The organism is Streptomyces sp. WM6386 (genome assembly GCF_000972385.1).
GTDB lineage: Bacteria > Actinomycetota > Actinomycetes > Streptomycetales > Streptomycetaceae > Streptomyces.
This window is the reverse complement of record NZ_JXTE01000001.1, coordinates 284,747-300,875: the sequence shown is the minus strand read 5'-3', so window position 1 is coordinate 300,875 and position 16,129 is coordinate 284,747. Positions and strand designations below refer to the sequence as shown.

The window sequence follows — 16,129 nt, the reverse complement described above, 5'->3', positions numbered from 1 at the left end:
GTCCTGGGGCGACGCGTCCCGGTGGTTGGTGTCCGGGTGCGTGAGGTCCAGGGGGGCCGGGGCGGAGTGCGGTACGCCGAGGTACGTGGACCCCGTCCGGTCCGTGTCGAAGGGCACGGCCTCCGTGTGCGGGGCCTCCATGCGGCCCGTCTCCGAGTGGGGCGCCCTCGTGGGCTCGGCCTCCAGGGGCGTGGGGGCGGGGTGCGGTACGCCAAGGTACGTGGACCCCGTCCGGTCCGTGTCGAAGCGCACTGCCTCCATGTGCGGGGCCTCGACGTGGCTCGCGTCCGGGTGGGGCGCCCCCGTGTGTTCGGCCTCCAGGTGCTGCTGCGCCTCGGCCAGCCCGATGCCGCGTTGGAAGGCCGCCATGAGAACCGGGTCGTGACCGGCGAGGTGCTCCGTCTCGGGACGCGGTGCCGCCGGACCGTCGCGCAGTTGGGGGGCGATGTGTTCCTGGGCGCGGCGGCGGGGCAGTTGGGGCTTGCCCATGGTGCCGCGCACGGTGCCGGTGCGCGGGGTGGGCGGCGCGGCGGTGCGGTCGGCGACGCGGTGCCGGTCGTCGGGGCGGATGCCGGGGACGGCCTCCGCCGGGTTGGGCCGCTCCCGGTGGCTGCCGCGCACGGGCAGCGGTACCGCGGCGCCGGTGTCGGGCGCCGGGGCGGCGGCTCGCGGGGCGTCCGGCTGCGGGCGAGGCGCGAAGGGGACGACGCGCTGCGGCCCGGTCTCGGCGGCGGCGCCGACACCGCCATCAACACCGCCTCCGGCACCAGCACCGGCTCCGGCTCCGGCTCCGGCTCCGGCTCCGGTGTACGGATACTGGTGCGGCGGTACGGAGATCCCCGTCCTGTCCATCGCGCTCTGCGGCGGCACAGGCGGACCCGGCACGCCCGGGCCCGTATCCGGCGCTCCGGTCCCGCCCGGTGACCGCGGCATGGTAACCGGGGCGTCCGGGTCCGCGCCCAACAGCCCCTGCGGTACGACGAGTACGGCCTGTACGCCGCCGTAGATGTTGGTCTGGAGCCGGACGTTGATGCCGTGCCGCCGGGCGAGCTGCGAGACCACGAACAGGCCGATGCGGCCGTCCGCCAGCAGGCTGCCCACGTTGACCTGGTCGGGGTCGGCGAGCAGGGCGTTCATCTTGTTCTGTTCGCCGACGGGCATGCCGAGCCCGCGGTCCTCGACCTCGACGGCGAGCCCGGAGGTGACGAGATTGGCCCGCAGCAGGACCTGGGTGTGCGGCGCGGAGAACACCGTCGCGTTCTCGACCAGTTCGGCGAGCAGGTGGATGACGTCGGCGACGGCGTGCCCGCGCAGGGTTCCGTCGATGGGCGGCACGAGCTTGACCCGGGAGTACTGCTCGACCTCGGCGATGGCGGAGCGCAGCACCTCGGTCATGGAGACGGGGTGGCTCCACTGCCGGCGGGAGACGGCGCCGCCGAGCACGGCGAGGTTCTCGGCGTGCCGTCGGATGCGGGTGGCGAGGTGGTCGACGTGGAAGAGCCCCTTGAGCAGGTCGGGGTCCTCGATCTCGTTCTCCAGCTCGTCGAGGATGGAGATCTCGCGGTGCACCAGTGACTGGAGGCGTCGGGCGAGGTTGAGGAAGACCTCGAGTTTCTGCTCGCTGCCCGCCTGGCTGGAGAGTTGGGCCGCGTGGACCACCGCGGTGACGGCGCCGTCGTGGGCGCGGGCCAGATCGGCGGCGAGCAGTTCGAAGTCGTCGGCGTCCTCGGGGGGACCGCCGCGCGGCTTGCGCTGGGGCGGCCCGTCGCCGCGGCGCAGCGCCTCGACGAGGGCCCGCAGATCGGCCTCGCCGCGCGCGCTGGTGCGGCGCAGGGCGCCGATGCGGTCGCTGACCGCCTGGGCGGCGCGGTCGGCGGCCACGGCGGCGATGAGGATGCCGGCGAGGGCGACCGAGAAGGCGCCGGCGAGCACGCCCCACAGGGTGAGACCGGGCTGTGCGCCGGTGGAGCGGACCGTGAAGAGGACGGCTGCCGAGCCGCTGAGGGCGACCGCGATGGGCGGCAGCACGGCGAGCCGCAGCAGCTGCGGCCGGATGTGCGTCTCGGGCGGCGCGGGTGCGGGCCGGGCGGCCGGCCTTCCGTGCCGGCCTCCTTCGCGGCGGTCTGCGCGTGTCGCCGGTGCGCGGAGCTGAGCCATCGGTGTCCTCGTACTGGTGGTCCGTCGGGCCTGGTCGCCGGGCGGGCTCGGATGCCCACGGGCGGGTTCCCGTGGTCCGGTGCGCGCTCCCACCGGTTCCCTGGTGCGCTCGCTGCGGGCGGAGCGCACTCCGACGCGGTCGTCGGTCACCGGCTTCCCCCGGTGCCCGGTTGCGGTCGAGCTGGGGGGATCCCCATCGCGTCGACTCCCTCCTCCGGCTCGCGGCTGCACCTACCGGGCCCCGCTCCCTGATCCGGTCTGATTCCCATGACGCCCCCGGCGGGGTGTGCGCCATCGCGGCGTCGGTCGAGAGCGCCGAAAAAAGCGGCCCTGCGTCGCCCGACGGACACTCACAGTAGTCGGCAACGCAACATGTGCGGTGGGCAGTTGACAAACTGGCACGGAGAGCGTCCCGCTCTGGTATGAGGCTTCGTACGACAGCCCGATAAGCCCCTCGGGTGTCCGTTCCGGAACGAGCGGACTTCGATCGAACCTGGTCAGAAGCGGTCACGAGAAGACGGCGAGGGCCGGAGAGCATGACGCTCTCCGGCCCTCGCCGTCAGCCGCTGTTCGGCCCGGGATCAGCCCGCGGGCACGGGTTCGGGCTCTCCGGTGCCCTCGGTCGCGACACCGGGAATGTCACGGGCCGTGTCGGTCGCCGGGCCCGCCTCGGTGCCCACGCCGTCCGCGGGCCACCCACCCGCCGGCACCGACGCGACACCTCGCCACCACGGATCGCCCGGCACGGTCTCGGCGGTGGGCTCGAAGGGCTCGCCCGGCCGGGGCACGGCGACCCGGGCCCCTTCCCTGCGGGCGGCCGCGAGCGTGCCCTCCCCCGGGTCCGCCCACGCGTGCGTGGCCAGGTTGAAGGTCGCCCAGTGGATCGGCAGCATCGGTCCGGCCGACGGTCCGCCCTGGAGGTCGAGGTGGGCGCGCATGCCCTCCTCGGGTGTCATGTGGATGTCGGGCCAGAAGTCGCTGTAGGCGCCGATCTGGATCATGGTGGCGTCGAACGGGCCGTGCTCGGCGCCGATGTCCTTGAAGCCCTCGAAGTAGCCGGTGTCGCCGCTGTGGAAGACCCGGTGCTCCTCGCCGGCGACGACCCAGGAGGCCCAGAGGGTGTGCTGGGTGTTGCGCAGGCCGCGGCCGCAGAAGTGGCGGGCCGGGGTGGCGGTCAGGGTGAGGCCGCCGACCTTGGTCGCCTCGTGCCAGTCCAGTTCGCGCAGCCGGTCGGCGGAGACGCCCCAGTGCTCCAGGTGGGCGCCGACGCCGAGCGGCACCGCGAAGAGGGTGTCGGTGCCGGTCAGCGCCTTGATGGAGGGCATGTCCAGGTGGTCGTAGTGGTCGTGCGAGATGACGACCACGTCGACCGGGCCGAGCGCGGCCAGCGGCAGGGGGGCCGGGTGGAGGCGCTTGGGGCCTGCGAAGGGGAACGGGGAGCAGCGCTCGCCCCACACCGGGTCGAAGAGCACCCGCTGTCCGTCGATCTCCGCGAGCACGCTGGAGTGCCCCATCCAGGTCAGCCGCAGTCCGGTGGCCGGTGGCCGGGCGATGTCGGCGAGGGTGGTGGGGTGCACGGGGATCCGACCCCCGGGGGCGCGGCGGGGACGCTCGTCCTTGTCGAAGAAGACCTTCGCGAACTCCACCGTCGAGCCGGAGGGCCGGATCCGGGCGACGCCGCCCGGGTTCTGGAAGACCCCGTCCTTGAAGTGCGGGGATCTACGGATGCGCGCGAGGCGCTCACCGCTCGGGTCCACGCCGAAGGCCGCGGGCTGCAGCGCGCGGAGCCCGGAGCTCAGGGAACGGAAACCGGACACGGTACCTCCAGATGGAGTCGGTGAGGCCCTCCATTATGGTCGGCCCCTCCGACAAACCAGGATCGCCCTGGTCACGGCCGGGTGAACGCCATGTCGCCAGCGCCCCACGCCGTGACGTCGACCTCGTCGCCGACCGCCATCTTGCCCTGCCGCAGCACGGAGAACTTCACGCCGAACACGGTGCCGACGGCGCCGCGGCGGTAGCTGGCCAGGGTGCGGATGGGTTCCGGGCCGCCCTTGGCGCCGCGCTCCTGGTCGACCAGGGTGACGGCACAGCGGACGGCGAGCTTCGCGTAGGCGAGTTCGGTGTCGCCGATGAGCATGCGGTGGGCGCGGTCCTCGGTGTGCGGGGTGTCCCAGCCGCCGATCACGATGTTGGGGCGGAAGCGGTTCATCGACAGGGGCTCCCCGCCACGCTCGGCGATCTTCTCGTTGAGCAGGTCGAGGCTGGAGCGCGACACTACGTGCAGCGCGCCGCTGTCCGCCCAGCCGGCGGTGCCCGGCGTTCTGCCGTCGGTCACCCGGTCGTGCTCGGGCGGTACCCGGACGAGCCTGCTCGGGACGCCGAGCACGTCGGTGAGCCACTGCGCCACGGAGTCGCCCTGGTCGATGCCCCGGAACGGCTTCCCGAACAGTTCGACGGGCCGGCGCGCTCCGGTGGTGTCGACGTCGACGGCCACCTCGCCATGGTCCGGTGCGCGCAGCGTGAGCCGCTGGCCCGCGGCGTCGATGCCGGGCAGGATCAGCGCGAGTCGCGGGTCGCGGCGCTGTGTCCGGAACACCCCTTCGTCGCTCACGACCATGAAGGCGCGGTCGTGGGCGAGCCCGGCCGGCGTCACCATCGCCTCGCTCGCCGAGATCCCGGCGCAGCCCTTGACCGGGTAGTACGACAACTCGACGACGTTCGCCACGTCCCCGCCCCCATCCGACGTCAGTACGTTCCCAAAGGGAACCTAACAGTCCCGGCTCCGGACCCGTCAACCGGTTTCGCCGCGCGTTGACAGCGCCCCGACCGCCTCACGATACTGACTCACCATTCAGTAATCGACCAGGAGAAGCCCTCATGACCACCCCCCTGCTGTCGCTCACCTGGACCGACCACGTCACCGGCCGCCAGGGCTTCCTGGTCGTCGACCGGCTGGTGCGCGGCGTGTCCAGCGGCGGGCTGCGCATGCGCGAGGGCTGCACCCTGGACGAGGTCACCGGGCTGGCCCGCGGGATGACGATGAAGGAAGCGCTGCACTACGACCCCGAGGGGCGCTACATCCCCCTGGGCGGCGCGAAGGGCGGCATCGACTGCGATCCCCGGGAGCCGGATTCGTACGGGATCCTTGTGCGTTTCCTGCGCGCGATGCGACCGTACGTCGAGAGTTTCTGGACCACCGGCGAGGACCTCGGCCTCACCCAGGACCTCGTGGACCGGGCGGCGACCGAGGCGGGGCTCGTCTCCTCGATCCAGGCCGTGTATCCGCTGCTCGACGACGAGACGGCGGCCCGGCGACGGCTCGCGCAGGCGTTCGCGGTCGAGGTGGACGGCATCGGGCTCGACGAACTGGCGGGCGGCTGCGGGGTCGCGGAGTCGGTGCTCGCCGCCCTGGACCGGGCCGGGGTGCCGTACGTGGGGACGCGGGTCGCGGTGCAGGGCCTCGGCACGATGGGCGCAGCCACGGCGCGGTTCCTCGCGCGCGCGGGACTCGACGTCGTGGCCGTCGCCGACATCAAGGGCACGATCGTCAACCCCGCCGGCCTCGACGTCGAGGCGCTGCTCGCCGCGCGGGACACGTACGGCACCGTGGACCGTGCCGTACTGCGCCCCGGCGACCGTGAACTGCCGGGCGACGCCTGGCTGTCCGCCGACGCGGAGGTGCTGGTGCCCGCGGCGGTGTCGTACGCGATCGACGCCTCGAACCAGGGGCGGATCACCGCCCGCTGGATCGTCGAGGCCGCGAACATGCCCGTCCTGCCCGCGGCGGAGGCGCTGCTGGCCGCGCGGGGCGTCACCGTGCTGCCCGACGTGGTCGTGAACTCCGGGACGAACGCCTGGTGGTGGTGGACCCTGTTCGGCGACATCGGCGCCGACGCGGAGGAGGCGTTCGCGCACACCCGCCGCGCCATGCGGGCTCTCGTCGAGCTGATGCTGGCCCGCGCGGAGACCGACGGGACGTCACCGCGCGCCGCCGCACACGCGATCGCCGCGGACCGGCTGCCGGTGATCGCGGAACGGTTCGGGTGGTACCGGTGACGGTTGCCTCCGGCGGTGCGGCGGATACGGCGGGGTGAGTCCCCTCGGTTCGGCGGACGCCGGCGAAAGCGGGCTTCCAGTGGTGCAGCGGAGGCCGACGGAAGCGGTCTCCAGCACGCAGTGGATGCCGGCGCAAGGTGCCTCCGGTAGCCCGGCCCTGTCGGCGAGAGGGGCGTGTCGCGGTTCGGCCGACGCCGGCGCAGTAGAACTCGGCGGTTCGGTCGGGCCGGTGACGGCGTCTTCGGCGCATCGGCCGGTGGCGGGGTCAGCCTCGTCGGCGCATCGAACCGGTGGCGGGATCAGCCTGGTCGGCGCATCGGCCGGTGGCGGGGTCAGCCTGGTCGGCGCATCGGCCGAAGACGGAGTCGGCCTTCGGGCCGTCGGCGTGCGGCGGGGGCGGCCACGGCGACGCCTCGGCCGGTACCGGCGGCATCCGTGCTGTTCCGGCCGTTCCGACGACTGCGGCCCCTCGGCGGTCCGAGGCGCTGCCTCGATAGGGTGGCCGCGTGGCGAGAGTGCGGTTGAGCGTGGCCGAGCGGCGTGCGGAGTTGCTGCGGGCCGCCGTCGAGCAGATCGAGGCGCGGGGCGTGGCGGCGGTCAGGATCGCCGACGTGGCCTCGGCGCTCGGGGTCAGCAACGCGCTGGTGCTGTACCACTTCTCGACGAAGGAGCAGCTGGTCGCCGCCGCGTTCCGGCACGCCGCGGAGGACGACCTCGCACAGCTGCGCAAGCTGCTCGGCCGCCGCACGACCGCGCTGCGCCGGCTGCGGTCCGCCGTGCGCTGGTACGCCCCGACCGGCCAGGCCAAGGGCTGGCGGCTGTGGATCGAGGGCTGGGCGGCGGCGCTGCGCGAGCCCGCTCTGCAGGAGGTCACCCGGGACCTCGACAGACGGTGGAAGGCGGCGATCGCCGAGGTCGTCAGGGAGGGCATGACCGCGGGCGAGTTCCACTGCCCCGACCCGGACGGCGCGGCCCTGCGCCTCACCGCCCTGCTCGACGGTCTCGCCGTACAGCTGACGTCCTACCCGGGGGCCGTGTCCCGGTCCCGCGCGCAGGAGTGGGTGGACGAGGCCCTGGCCCGGGAACTCTGCCTGGGAGCCGGGACGTTGAGCGCACAGGAGCGCTGAGGGGGCCGCACCGGCCCTGCGCATGGAGCGGCGCCCCCGCAGAGCCGGATCCGACCCCGTCCGCAGAGAGGGCCCCGCCCGTGGTCTTACCGACTGCCTCACCTCCCCTGCCCGGCACGACGAAGGCGCTGTCCGTCGGACTGCACCCGCGTGCGCTCGACTACAGCCGGATGCCCGAAGGCGTCGACGAGGTGGCCTTCACCGCCCGGATCGAGGCGGCGCACACGGCGCTGCGCGAGGCGGGGTTCGATGTGGTCCCCTGTCTGATCGACACCGATCCGGACCGCTCCGAGGCGACCGTGCGGGAACAGCTGCGAGCGGATGCGTTCGGCTTGGCGGTGATCGGAGGCGGCGTACGGATGGCGCCGGAGCACACCGTACTGTTCGAACGGCTGGTCAACGTGCTCACCGAGGAGGCCCCCGGGATCCGGCTGTGCTTCAACTCTTCGCCGGAGAACACGGTCGAGGCGCTGCGGCGGTGGATCCGGGCGTAGCTGTCCCGGGCCCGTCCGCACACGGACGGTTCCTCAGTCCAGTGCGTACACCGCCGTGACCGAGGCCGTCGCCCTGATCTCCCCCGGTGCGAGCGGTACCGCGCCGATGCCTGCGCCCGGCGCGTCCCCAAAGGCCGGTGGCATCGGGAGGACGTACCCGGTGCCGCCCTCGCTGAGCGAGACGAGGCGACCCAGGCGGTGGCCGCCGAGCTCGGCGTACTGCGCGGCCTTGGCGTGGGCGTCCTGGTACGCGGCCTTGCGGGCGCGGGCCTGGAGCGGGCGGCGGTCGTCGAGGTCGAAGACGACGGAGTTGACGCGGCCCGCGTCGCCCGTGGCCTCGGTGACGGCCGTGATCAGGACGCCGGTGGTCGCCACCTCGCGCACCTTGATCGAGAAGGACTGCGCGGCCCGGTAGCCCTTCAGCGTCGACTCGCCGTCCTGGTAGTCGTGGACGGGGCTGAGGGAGACGTTCTCGGTACGGATGTCCCGGTCGGCGATCCCCTGGGCGCGCACCGCCTTCAGCAGAGCGGCGGCCGCCTCGTTCTGCGCGTCCAGCGCGGCCTGGGTGGTCTTGGCGGTGGCCTCCACGCCGGCGCCGACCACCGCGATGTCGGGCTCTCCGACGGCGCTGCCCTCGCCGGTCACGGTGACGGTGGCGGGCGCCGACGTGACGCGCACCGCGGGGACGGCACCGCCCGCGGCGGCGGCCCAGGGTGCGGCGACGGCGGGGAGGCCCAGGGCCAGGAGGACGACGGCGATCGCCGTGACGGCCGTACGGGGAACGGGCATGCGCGTCCGGTCCTTCCGGGAGTGGGATGACGGTGTGCCGTCATCCCGACACCGGCCCCAGGACCGGACCGCGCACCACTCCCGCGCGGTCACCTCACTGGTCGAGCCCTTGCCGCACAGCCCCGTACCGCCATCACGCCACCGGGGCGATCCGCATCTTGATGTCGTCCGGCGACAGCGCGCCCTTGGCCGTCACATGGTCGCCCGAGGACTCGCCGCGCAACCGCCGCCCGATCCACGGCACCAGGTACTCGCGCGCCCAGTGCACATCGTCGCGCCGCACGTCGAGCGTGCCGCGCGGCGGCAGCGGAGGCCACGGCTGGTCGGGGTCGGCCGGGACCTCCAGGCCGAGCACCTGACCGGCGCGCAGCGCCACGCGCGTGTGCCCGTCGGCGGAGAGATGGAGCCGATCGCCGTCCCAGGCCCTGCGGTCCTGGATGGTCTTGAGGGACCACAGGTCGAGGACGGGACAGCCGTAGCGGTCGGCGACCGCCCGCACATGTCCGTTGTACGTGGCGATCTTGCCGCGCAGGTGCTTGAGCACGGGCACGCCACGGGTGTCGAAGCCGGTCGTCACGATCACGGTGCCGCACGCCTCGGTGAGCCGGGCGATCGCCCGCTCGAAGCGCTCGGCGACCTCGTCGGGGTCGGTTCCTGGTCGGAGGATGTCGTTGCCGCCGGCGCTGAAGGAGACCAGATCCGGGCCGATGGCCACGGCCTGGGGAAGCTGATCCGCCACGATCTGGTCGAGCAGCTTGCCGCGAACGGCGAGGTTGGCGTACGTGAAGGCGCCCTCGGGCCGCCGGTCCGCGAGAAGTACCGCGAACCGGTCGGCCCAGCCGACGAACGCCCCGTCGGGGCCGGGATCGCCGACGCCCTCGGTGAAGCTGTCCCCCACCGCAACGTACGACCCGATCACTGTTCTGCTGTCACTCTTCGAATCGTCTGCCACACCCGGCATGATTCACCTTCGAATGTGACCTACGCGACCGTAAGGAAGGGTTGACGTGCGGTGAGATAAGCCACTCCTAAAGTGTTGGCCAAGCCCGGAATACCTCTCCGATCAGCGATGTTGAGGGCTCAGCCGCCACACTCGGAAGTCGTTCAGACGGAAGTGGCTCCACGTCGTCCGGAAGGCGAAGTGCCCACTCGTGTACGGCTCGGGGTCGGTGTAGTCGAAGACGAGCCGCCCGTTGTTCCACCACCGCTGGGTGGAGCCGTCGGAGACGATCCGGACCCGGTGGGGCTCGTTCGCCACGAGCAGCGGCTCCGTGTAGTCGTAGATCAGCGGACGGACGCCGGCCTCACCGACGTAGCGCCGCAGTCGGGTCGTGGTGTTGGTGTTGGCGCCGTAGCCGACGTAGTACGTCCTGAGGTAGTCGTACTCGGCCAGCGCCCCGCCCCGCTGGCTGGCGAAGAGGTCCTCGGGGGAACGGACGTCGACCGCGTTCCAGAAGTTGTTGAGGTCGGAGACCCGGTCGTTGACGCCGCCCCCGGACACGGGCGTGGCCGTGTACTCGATGACGTAAGGGCCTTCGAGCCGCTTCTTGAACCAGATCGTCGCGCCTGCCGGTACGTCGACGTCCAGGGTGCCGCGGGAGGCGGTGACGGTGCCGCCCTTCTCCAGCTCGACGGCCCATTGGCCGAGGCCGTGGCGGAAGTCGTCGTGGGCGATCAGGCGACCGCGGCGGTGCGAGGAGTGGGCGTCGGCGATGCCGGCGGGGGCGAGGGCGGCCAGGGCGGTACCGGCCGCCAGGGCTCCGAATGCTCTACGCGTGGTCGTCACTTCGGACGGCTCCTTTCGGGAGGGTGATCGAGGGCTTCGGCACACGGCGGGTCTCGGTGCCGAGGTGGTAGTCGGTGTACGTCGACTGCAGATAGCCGCGCACGGTCCAGCCGAGGCGGTACTCGGCGTTCTGCGCGAGCGTGTAGATACGTGTCCTCGTCGGCTCGGTGGTGGTGTAGAGCCGCAGCGCGGTGTGGTCGGCGGTCTCGGCGAGGATCTCCTCGCGCCAGTCGCCCAGGATGTCGCCGTAGAACGGGGTGGCGTTGCGGGCGCCGGAGACGACACCGGACGGCTCGAAGATCTTCGAGGTGGTCTCGGTCGCCGGGTCCCACTTCTCCACGTAGGTGAGGTCGAGGTTCTCCGAGGCCTTGTCGCCGTCCCACCAGATGCGGAAGTTGACGCTGGGCGTGGTCGTGGAGACCTTCCCGTCCTGGACGTTGCGGACGCCGGCGCCGGGGGCGGTGACGTCGGCGGTGGAGGTCCAGTACTCGTAGCCCGGGTGGTCCGGGTCGATGTCGCCGGTGCTGCCGCGGCCGACGTCGATGTCCGTGTCGTTGACCCAGTCCGCCGGGTGCTGTCCGGTGACCAGTCGCTCGCCGGTGTCGGCGTCGTAGTAGTACCAGGGGAAGTTCGGGATCACGCCCGACTCGGCCTGCTGGATGGCGAAGCCCTCCAGACCGGGGCGGTCGGGGTCGAGGTCGGCGATGTGGAAGCGGTCGCCGTGCCCGGCGCCGTCGACGACGTACCGGAGCGTGCCGTCGCTGTTGACGACGTAGTTGCCGTCGGCGATCTCGTCCTTGCCGTCCAGGTCGACGTCGACGGTGCGGATCTGGTGGAAGCTGGTCGCGCCGGCGGCGGCCGGGACGACGTACTTCCAACGCGGCGTCAGGTCGGTGCCGTCGAAGTCCCACGTCTGGAAGAGGATCCGGAAGGCGCCGCGCTTGGCGCCGACCCTGGTGACCAACTTCGTCACCGGACTGGGGTGTTCGCCGTCGAGGTAGGCGATGCCGAAGTGGCCGCCGGAGGGTCCGTCGGCGACGAGGTCGGTGGGGACGGGCCGGCGGGTGCGCTCGGTGCCGGTCAGGCCGTCGATGACGGAGACGAACTGGTCGGCGGGCGAGGCCGCGGTGACCCTGGAGCCGTCCGCGAAGGTGGTGCCGTCGGCCGTGTGCACCAGCACCTCGGCCTTGCCGTCGCTGTCCAGATCGAACACCGTGACGTTGTCGTCGTTGCGGTAGCCGCCGATGGCCGTGGAGCCGCTGATCGCCGCGGGCGCCGGGTCGTTGGCGCCGTTCCCGCCGACCTGTGTGTACGAGCCGGGCCCCTGGTCGACGCGCCACAGCCGCTCGCCGGTCAGCGTGTACGCCTCCAGCAGGTCGGGCTTGTCGCGGGTCCCGGAGAGCCGGCTGACGACGATCTCGTACCGTCCGTCGCCGTCGAGGTCGCCGGGCCAGGCGTGTTGCACGGTGTAGCCGTCGGCGGTCGCGAGCGGGATCTCGGCGTAGCCGCGCGCGAAGTCGAGGGCGGCCGAACTCCGCTTCTGCTCATGCCCGTTGACGACGGCTCGCACGGTGTAGGTGCCCTTGCCGGGCGTGTTGTCCTGGTACGACGTGGACTTGGTGACCGGCGTACGGTTCAGCCGCCGCCCGTTCTTGTACACGTTGAAGGCGATGGCGTTGCCGTGGCTCGCGTACTCGGTGCCGAGCAGGCGCCAGCTGAGGAACGTGCCCTCACCGGAGGGTACGGCGACCAGTCCGCGGTCGAGGTTCTCGACGACCCGGTGCGGAGCGTCTTCGGCGTGTCCGGCGGGCGCGGAGAGCAATCCGGCCAGCAGGGCCGCCGAGGCGACGGCGACGGTTCTTCGGCGGTGCGGGCGGTGCACTAGCGCTCCTTTGCGAGAAGGGCGATCAGTCGGTCGGCCACCTTGCGATGACCCTGGGAGCTCGGGTGGACGGTCCCGTTGAAGTCGCCGTCCGTCAGGGAGAGCCAGTCGCTCGTGTCGACGAACTCGATCCGGGTGTCGGCGAGTTCGTCGACGACGGCGGCGATGTCCTCGGCGTGTGCGCCGTTGAAGGGCCGCAGGGCGAGGATGCGCGCATGCGGTGCCGCGGCCCGCAGTTTGTCGAGGTAGGTGCGATAGGCGGCGCGGAACTCGTCCGCGCCCCACGCGGTGTCGTTGGTGCCCTGGTTCACCACGATCACGTCGGCCTTGCGGTCCGAATCCGCCCTGGACCCCGCGTAGTTCCAGCCGTAGGCGTCCGATGCCGTCGGCACTCCCCCGTTACCGGTCTGGATCACGCCCTGGCGCCCGAAGCCGACCTGGGTCAGCGAGGCGTGCAGGGCGTCGGCGACCAGCGCGGGATAGGCGGCCGTACCGTCGGCGCAGTCGGAGGTGTTCACGTCGCACAGGGCCATGACGCCCTGGGTGATGGAGTCACCGTAGAACGCCAACTGGCGTGTGGGATGGACCTTTTGGACCAGCAGTCGGCCCCGCACGCCGGTGAGCACGACGCCGGTCTCCAGCGGCGGTGTCCACCGCTGGGCCCGCGAGAAGACGTCCTTCACGGACAGCTCGACGGTGTGCGGCCCCCGCCCGGCCGCTCGGATCTCCAGGTCGTTCCGGTCGACGGCGTTCAACTGCTTCGGGCCGTTGTCGACCGATACGTAGATCTGCGCGGGTACGGTGACCGACGAGACGTCGAAGAGGGCGTGGACGCTGTCACCGGTGAAGCGGAAGCGCAGCCGCGCCCCGGAGTTGACGGTGGTCGCCGCCTCGGCGGTGCGGCCCCAGTGGCCCTCGTAGGCCAGACGCCGGTCGTCGGGGCGTACGACATCACTGGAGGCCGCCACCGGCTGCACCGCCCCCATGACCAGCCCCGCGGCCACCGCCGCGATCAAGCAGGCACGTCTCATGACGGGATCCGGTCTCCGATCAGGGCGAGGTTCTGGATCGCGGCGAGGGCCCACTGCGCCGAGGAGTTGGTGGAGATCCACGGGATCTCCTCGGTGGTGCGCAGGACGGCCGGCGTCCTGACGGTGACCGGGTTCCAGTCGTTGGACGGGAAGTAGGTGTCGCTGCCGGTGTAGAACTCGTTCCACGCGCGCTTGGCGAGCGTGGCATCGTCCTGGTGGTGCGCGGCGTAGGCGGTGATCCGGGAGTGGGCGGCGGGCAGCGCCGACTTCCAGGTGGAGCCGGTGAGTTGCCGCTTCTGGGCGTCCGTGCCGTTGTAGTACCGCGCGTAGTTCAGCCAGGCGGCACGGAACTCGGGCTCCTCGTCCCCGAACAGCGACACGAGCTCGCTGTTGGTCTCGACGAGCCCGAAGACGGCGTTCAGATGCGACACGCTCACGGCCGTGCTGGTGGTGATGGCGAACTTGCCGGTGTCCGCGTCGAGCAGCCCCGTCCCGGTGAAGAACCCGTTGGGCTGAGCGGCGATCGTCCGCACCGAGTTGACCAGCTTGGCCCTCGCCGTCGCGGCGTTCGGACCCTGTCGCTCCCACTCGGTGAGCCAGGCCGCCGAGATGCCGCCCCAGTCGGTGCCGAAGCCGACCGACAGCGCATGCCGGTCGCCGGGCGTGTAACCGTCGGCGCGGACCTTGCGCTGCGGGTCGACCTCCAGGAACGTCAGCTCCACGTCGACGAGTTCGCTCAGCAGGTCGCCGGTGCGCTCGTCACCGGTGAGGAAGTAGTAGAAGCGGCGGTTGGCGGCCGTGGAGATTCGGACCTGCTTGGCGCTGTCGGCCCAGTGCTGCACGCCGTGCCGGGTGCCCAGGCCCGCCCACTTGCCGAGGTGGTAGACATCGACCTCGCCGGTGTGCCGGGTCATGGCCTCCGCGAACCGGAAGACCTCGGCGGAGCCGGTGCGCAGGAAGTGGTACCAGAGCCAGAGGTCGGTGCCCAACTCCGAGTTGTCCCAGGCGAATCCGCCGATGTCGTAGCGCCAGACGTGCCGGTCGTTGTCGTAGGTGTGCTGGACGTCGCCGTAGTCCAGGAAGCCGTACCAGCGGTGCTGCTCACGCTGACCTACGTAGTAGGCGAACAGCTCGTCGAGGCGATCCTCGACGACCGTCCGGGCCTTGTCGGAACGGTCGACGGGCGCCCAGTCGCCGAACACCCCGGCCGCGTGCAGCCGTTGAGGTGTGGCGGTGAGGAGCGGTGGCGTCGCGGTGGCGGCGGCCTGCGCGGCGAGCACACCGGCCGACGGCGTCTTCTCCACTGCCCAGAAGGTCAGTTCACTGGTCCGTGCGATGCCGTACGGCGTACCGAAGCCCGGCTCGTAGTCCTCGTAGGTGATCTCCAGACCGCCGTCGGACTGCTTCTCGTACGTGTCCTGCCCCAGTCCGTCGTGGTAGAAGCGCAGGTCGAGCGGGGGCGCCTCGGGCGAGTACAGCCATACGGTGGCCTCGGCGGCGTCCGTGTGGGCGCCCCGGACGTCCAGCTGGGCCGGGTGGCGCTGCCAGAAGTCCCTGAGGCCGAAGGAGAGTCCGCCGCTCGCGCCACCGACGTAGCCGAAGCCGCCGGCGCGCCGCCCGGCCGCCGCGTGGATCCAGCCGTAGCCCGCCTTGGTGCGCTTGCGGACGGTGTAGCCGTCGGCGTTGGGCTGGGTGAGTGTGTAGTCGCCCCAGGTCGGGACATAGGCGAGGCGGCTGGAGACGCGGGTGTCCCAGGTGGCGGTGTCGGGCAGTTTCTCGCCGGCGATCTGGGCGTTCCGGACCGCCGCGCCCGGGTCGCGACGCAGCCCCGTGATGCCCTGGACGGCCTCGCTGAACAGTCCGCCGCCGGAGTCGGCGAACCGTATGTGCCGGTCGTAGGGCTGATCGCGCAGCGGCACGGTGAAGCGGACACCGAGACCGCGCAGGAAGTCGCCCTGGTCGGAGCCGGGCTTGTGCTCACCGTCCCAGACGAAGGTGTGCACGAGGCGGAAGGAGCCCGCGCCGGCGAAGAAGGAGAAGCGCAGGGTGTACGGCAGCCAGCCACGGCCGCTCTTGCGGTGCCGGCCCTCGACGCGGACGACGGCCCGGACCGGACCGTCCTGCTCGACCTCGACCTTCTCCACCCGGCCGGCAAAGCTCTCGACGTCCGCGCCCTCTCGCACGGACTCCTGTCGCAGGGCGACCAGCTTCCCGTCCCGCGCGATCTCGGCCGACCCGCGCCGCACGCTGCGGACGACGGTGTCGGAGCCCTTCGCGCCGAACACGGCCGTGATCACACCGGTCGACACCTCGACCCGGCCGCCGGACCGGGTGACGGTGACCTTCTGCTCGGGAGCTGCCGGGCTGCCCGCCGCGAGCTTGTACGCGGAAGCCTTCGGGGCGCCGGGCGCGATCGCGTGCGCGGTCCACTTCACCGAGCCGTCGGGCCAGTGGCCGGTGACCCAGCTCTGGACGGGGACGTCGTTTCCGGCGGCGGTCGTCAGCCGGAAATTCTGCTCCGGCCGGTAGGTCCCGCGGGCCCACGGCACGCCCCAGGTGGTACCGGCGTGGGCGTCGGGCGTCGCGCCCTCCAGCCAGTGGAGTTCGGTGTCGTCCGCGTCGGCCGCGGCGGCGGTGCGGGACAGGGCCCAGGAGAACTGGGCCGCGGCGGCCGCGGCTGCGGCGCCCTTGATGACGGTGCGTCGGTCGACGCCGGGCACGGGTACCTCCGGAAGATGCGGATAGAAAGCGCTTGCATCGTTACGGAGATCACTCTGTCCCCACCCTCCCCTCACTGTCGACGC

At 72.1% G+C, this 16,129-nt stretch carries 12 protein-coding genes; 3 read left to right on the top strand and 9 right to left on the bottom strand.

Features of this window, described 5'->3' with window-relative positions; genetic code table 11:
• The 3 genes from TN53_RS01260 to TN53_RS01250 form a co-directional block, all read right to left on the bottom strand.
• Positions 1-2,157, bottom strand: a 2,157-nt coding sequence (locus TN53_RS01260; RefSeq protein ID WP_234441486.1) for a sensor histidine kinase, incomplete at its 3' end; no start/stop codon positions are given.
• Between the two features lie 581 nt (positions 2,158-2,738).
• Complete coding sequence (locus tag TN53_RS01255) at positions 2,739-3,974, bottom strand: MBL fold metallo-hydrolase (RefSeq protein ID WP_046256374.1); 1,236 nt, start codon at positions 3,972-3,974, stop codon at positions 2,739-2,741.
• Between the two features lie 71 nt (positions 3,975-4,045).
• A complete protein-coding gene (locus tag TN53_RS01250) occupies positions 4,046-4,885 on the bottom strand; it encodes an MOSC domain-containing protein (protein WP_046256373.1) in 840 nt (279 codons plus the stop codon).
• A 152-nt stretch (positions 4,886-5,037) separates the two neighbouring features.
• On the opposite strand from TN53_RS01250, the gene TN53_RS01245 reads away from it, so the two are divergent.
• The 3 genes from TN53_RS01245 (at position 5,038) to TN53_RS01235 (ending at position 7,837) form a co-directional block, all read left to right on the top strand.
• Entirely contained in the window at positions 5,038-6,216 is a 1,179-nt protein-coding gene (locus TN53_RS01245) for a Glu/Leu/Phe/Val dehydrogenase dimerization domain-containing protein (RefSeq protein WP_046256372.1), read from the top strand.
• A 506-nt stretch (positions 6,217-6,722) separates the two neighbouring features.
• Positions 6,723-7,343 (top strand): TetR/AcrR family transcriptional regulator, encoded by a 621-nt coding sequence (locus TN53_RS01240; protein ID WP_095046225.1) that lies wholly within the window; start codon positions 6,723-6,725, stop codon positions 7,341-7,343.
• 80 nt (positions 7,344-7,423) lie between these two features.
• Positions 7,424-7,837 carry a hypothetical protein gene (locus tag TN53_RS01235; RefSeq protein WP_046256370.1) on the top strand — a complete coding sequence of 138 codons (414 nt, stop codon included), beginning with the start codon at positions 7,424-7,426 and terminating at the stop codon, positions 7,835-7,837.
• A 33-nt stretch (positions 7,838-7,870) separates the two neighbouring features.
• Here the strand turns inward: TN53_RS01235 and TN53_RS01230 are convergent, their stop codons facing one another.
• The 6 genes from TN53_RS01230 to TN53_RS01205 form a co-directional block, all read right to left on the bottom strand.
• A complete protein-coding gene (locus tag TN53_RS01230) occupies positions 7,871-8,626 on the bottom strand; it encodes an SIMPL domain-containing protein (RefSeq protein ID WP_046256369.1) in 756 nt (251 codons plus the stop codon).
• 133 nt (positions 8,627-8,759) lie between these two features.
• Entirely contained in the window at positions 8,760-9,545 is a 786-nt protein-coding gene (locus tag TN53_RS01225; protein ID WP_046256368.1) for an SGNH/GDSL hydrolase family protein, read from the bottom strand.
• Between the two features lie 144 nt (positions 9,546-9,689).
• Complete coding sequence (locus TN53_RS01220) at positions 9,690-10,412, bottom strand: DUF6250 domain-containing protein (protein ID WP_046256367.1); 723 nt, start codon at positions 10,410-10,412, stop codon at positions 9,690-9,692.
• Positions 10,396-12,294 carry a hypothetical protein gene (locus tag TN53_RS01215; RefSeq protein WP_046256366.1) on the bottom strand — a complete coding sequence of 633 codons (1,899 nt, stop codon included), beginning with the start codon at positions 12,292-12,294 and terminating at the stop codon, positions 10,396-10,398. The genes TN53_RS01220 and TN53_RS01215 overlap by 17 nt, the downstream gene beginning before the upstream one ends.
• Positions 12,294-13,325: a GDSL-type esterase/lipase family protein gene (locus TN53_RS01210; RefSeq protein ID WP_095046224.1), complete on the bottom strand. Its 1,032-nt coding sequence runs from the start codon at positions 13,323-13,325 to the stop codon at positions 12,294-12,296. Before TN53_RS01210 ends, TN53_RS01215 begins: the two co-directional genes overlap by 1 nt.
• On the bottom strand, positions 13,322-16,045 hold the full coding sequence (locus TN53_RS01205) for a hypothetical protein (RefSeq protein ID WP_046256365.1): 2,724 nt from the start codon (positions 16,043-16,045) through the stop codon (positions 13,322-13,324). Before TN53_RS01205 ends, TN53_RS01210 begins: the two co-directional genes overlap by 4 nt.
• Between the last annotated feature and the right edge of the window lie 84 nt (positions 16,046-16,129).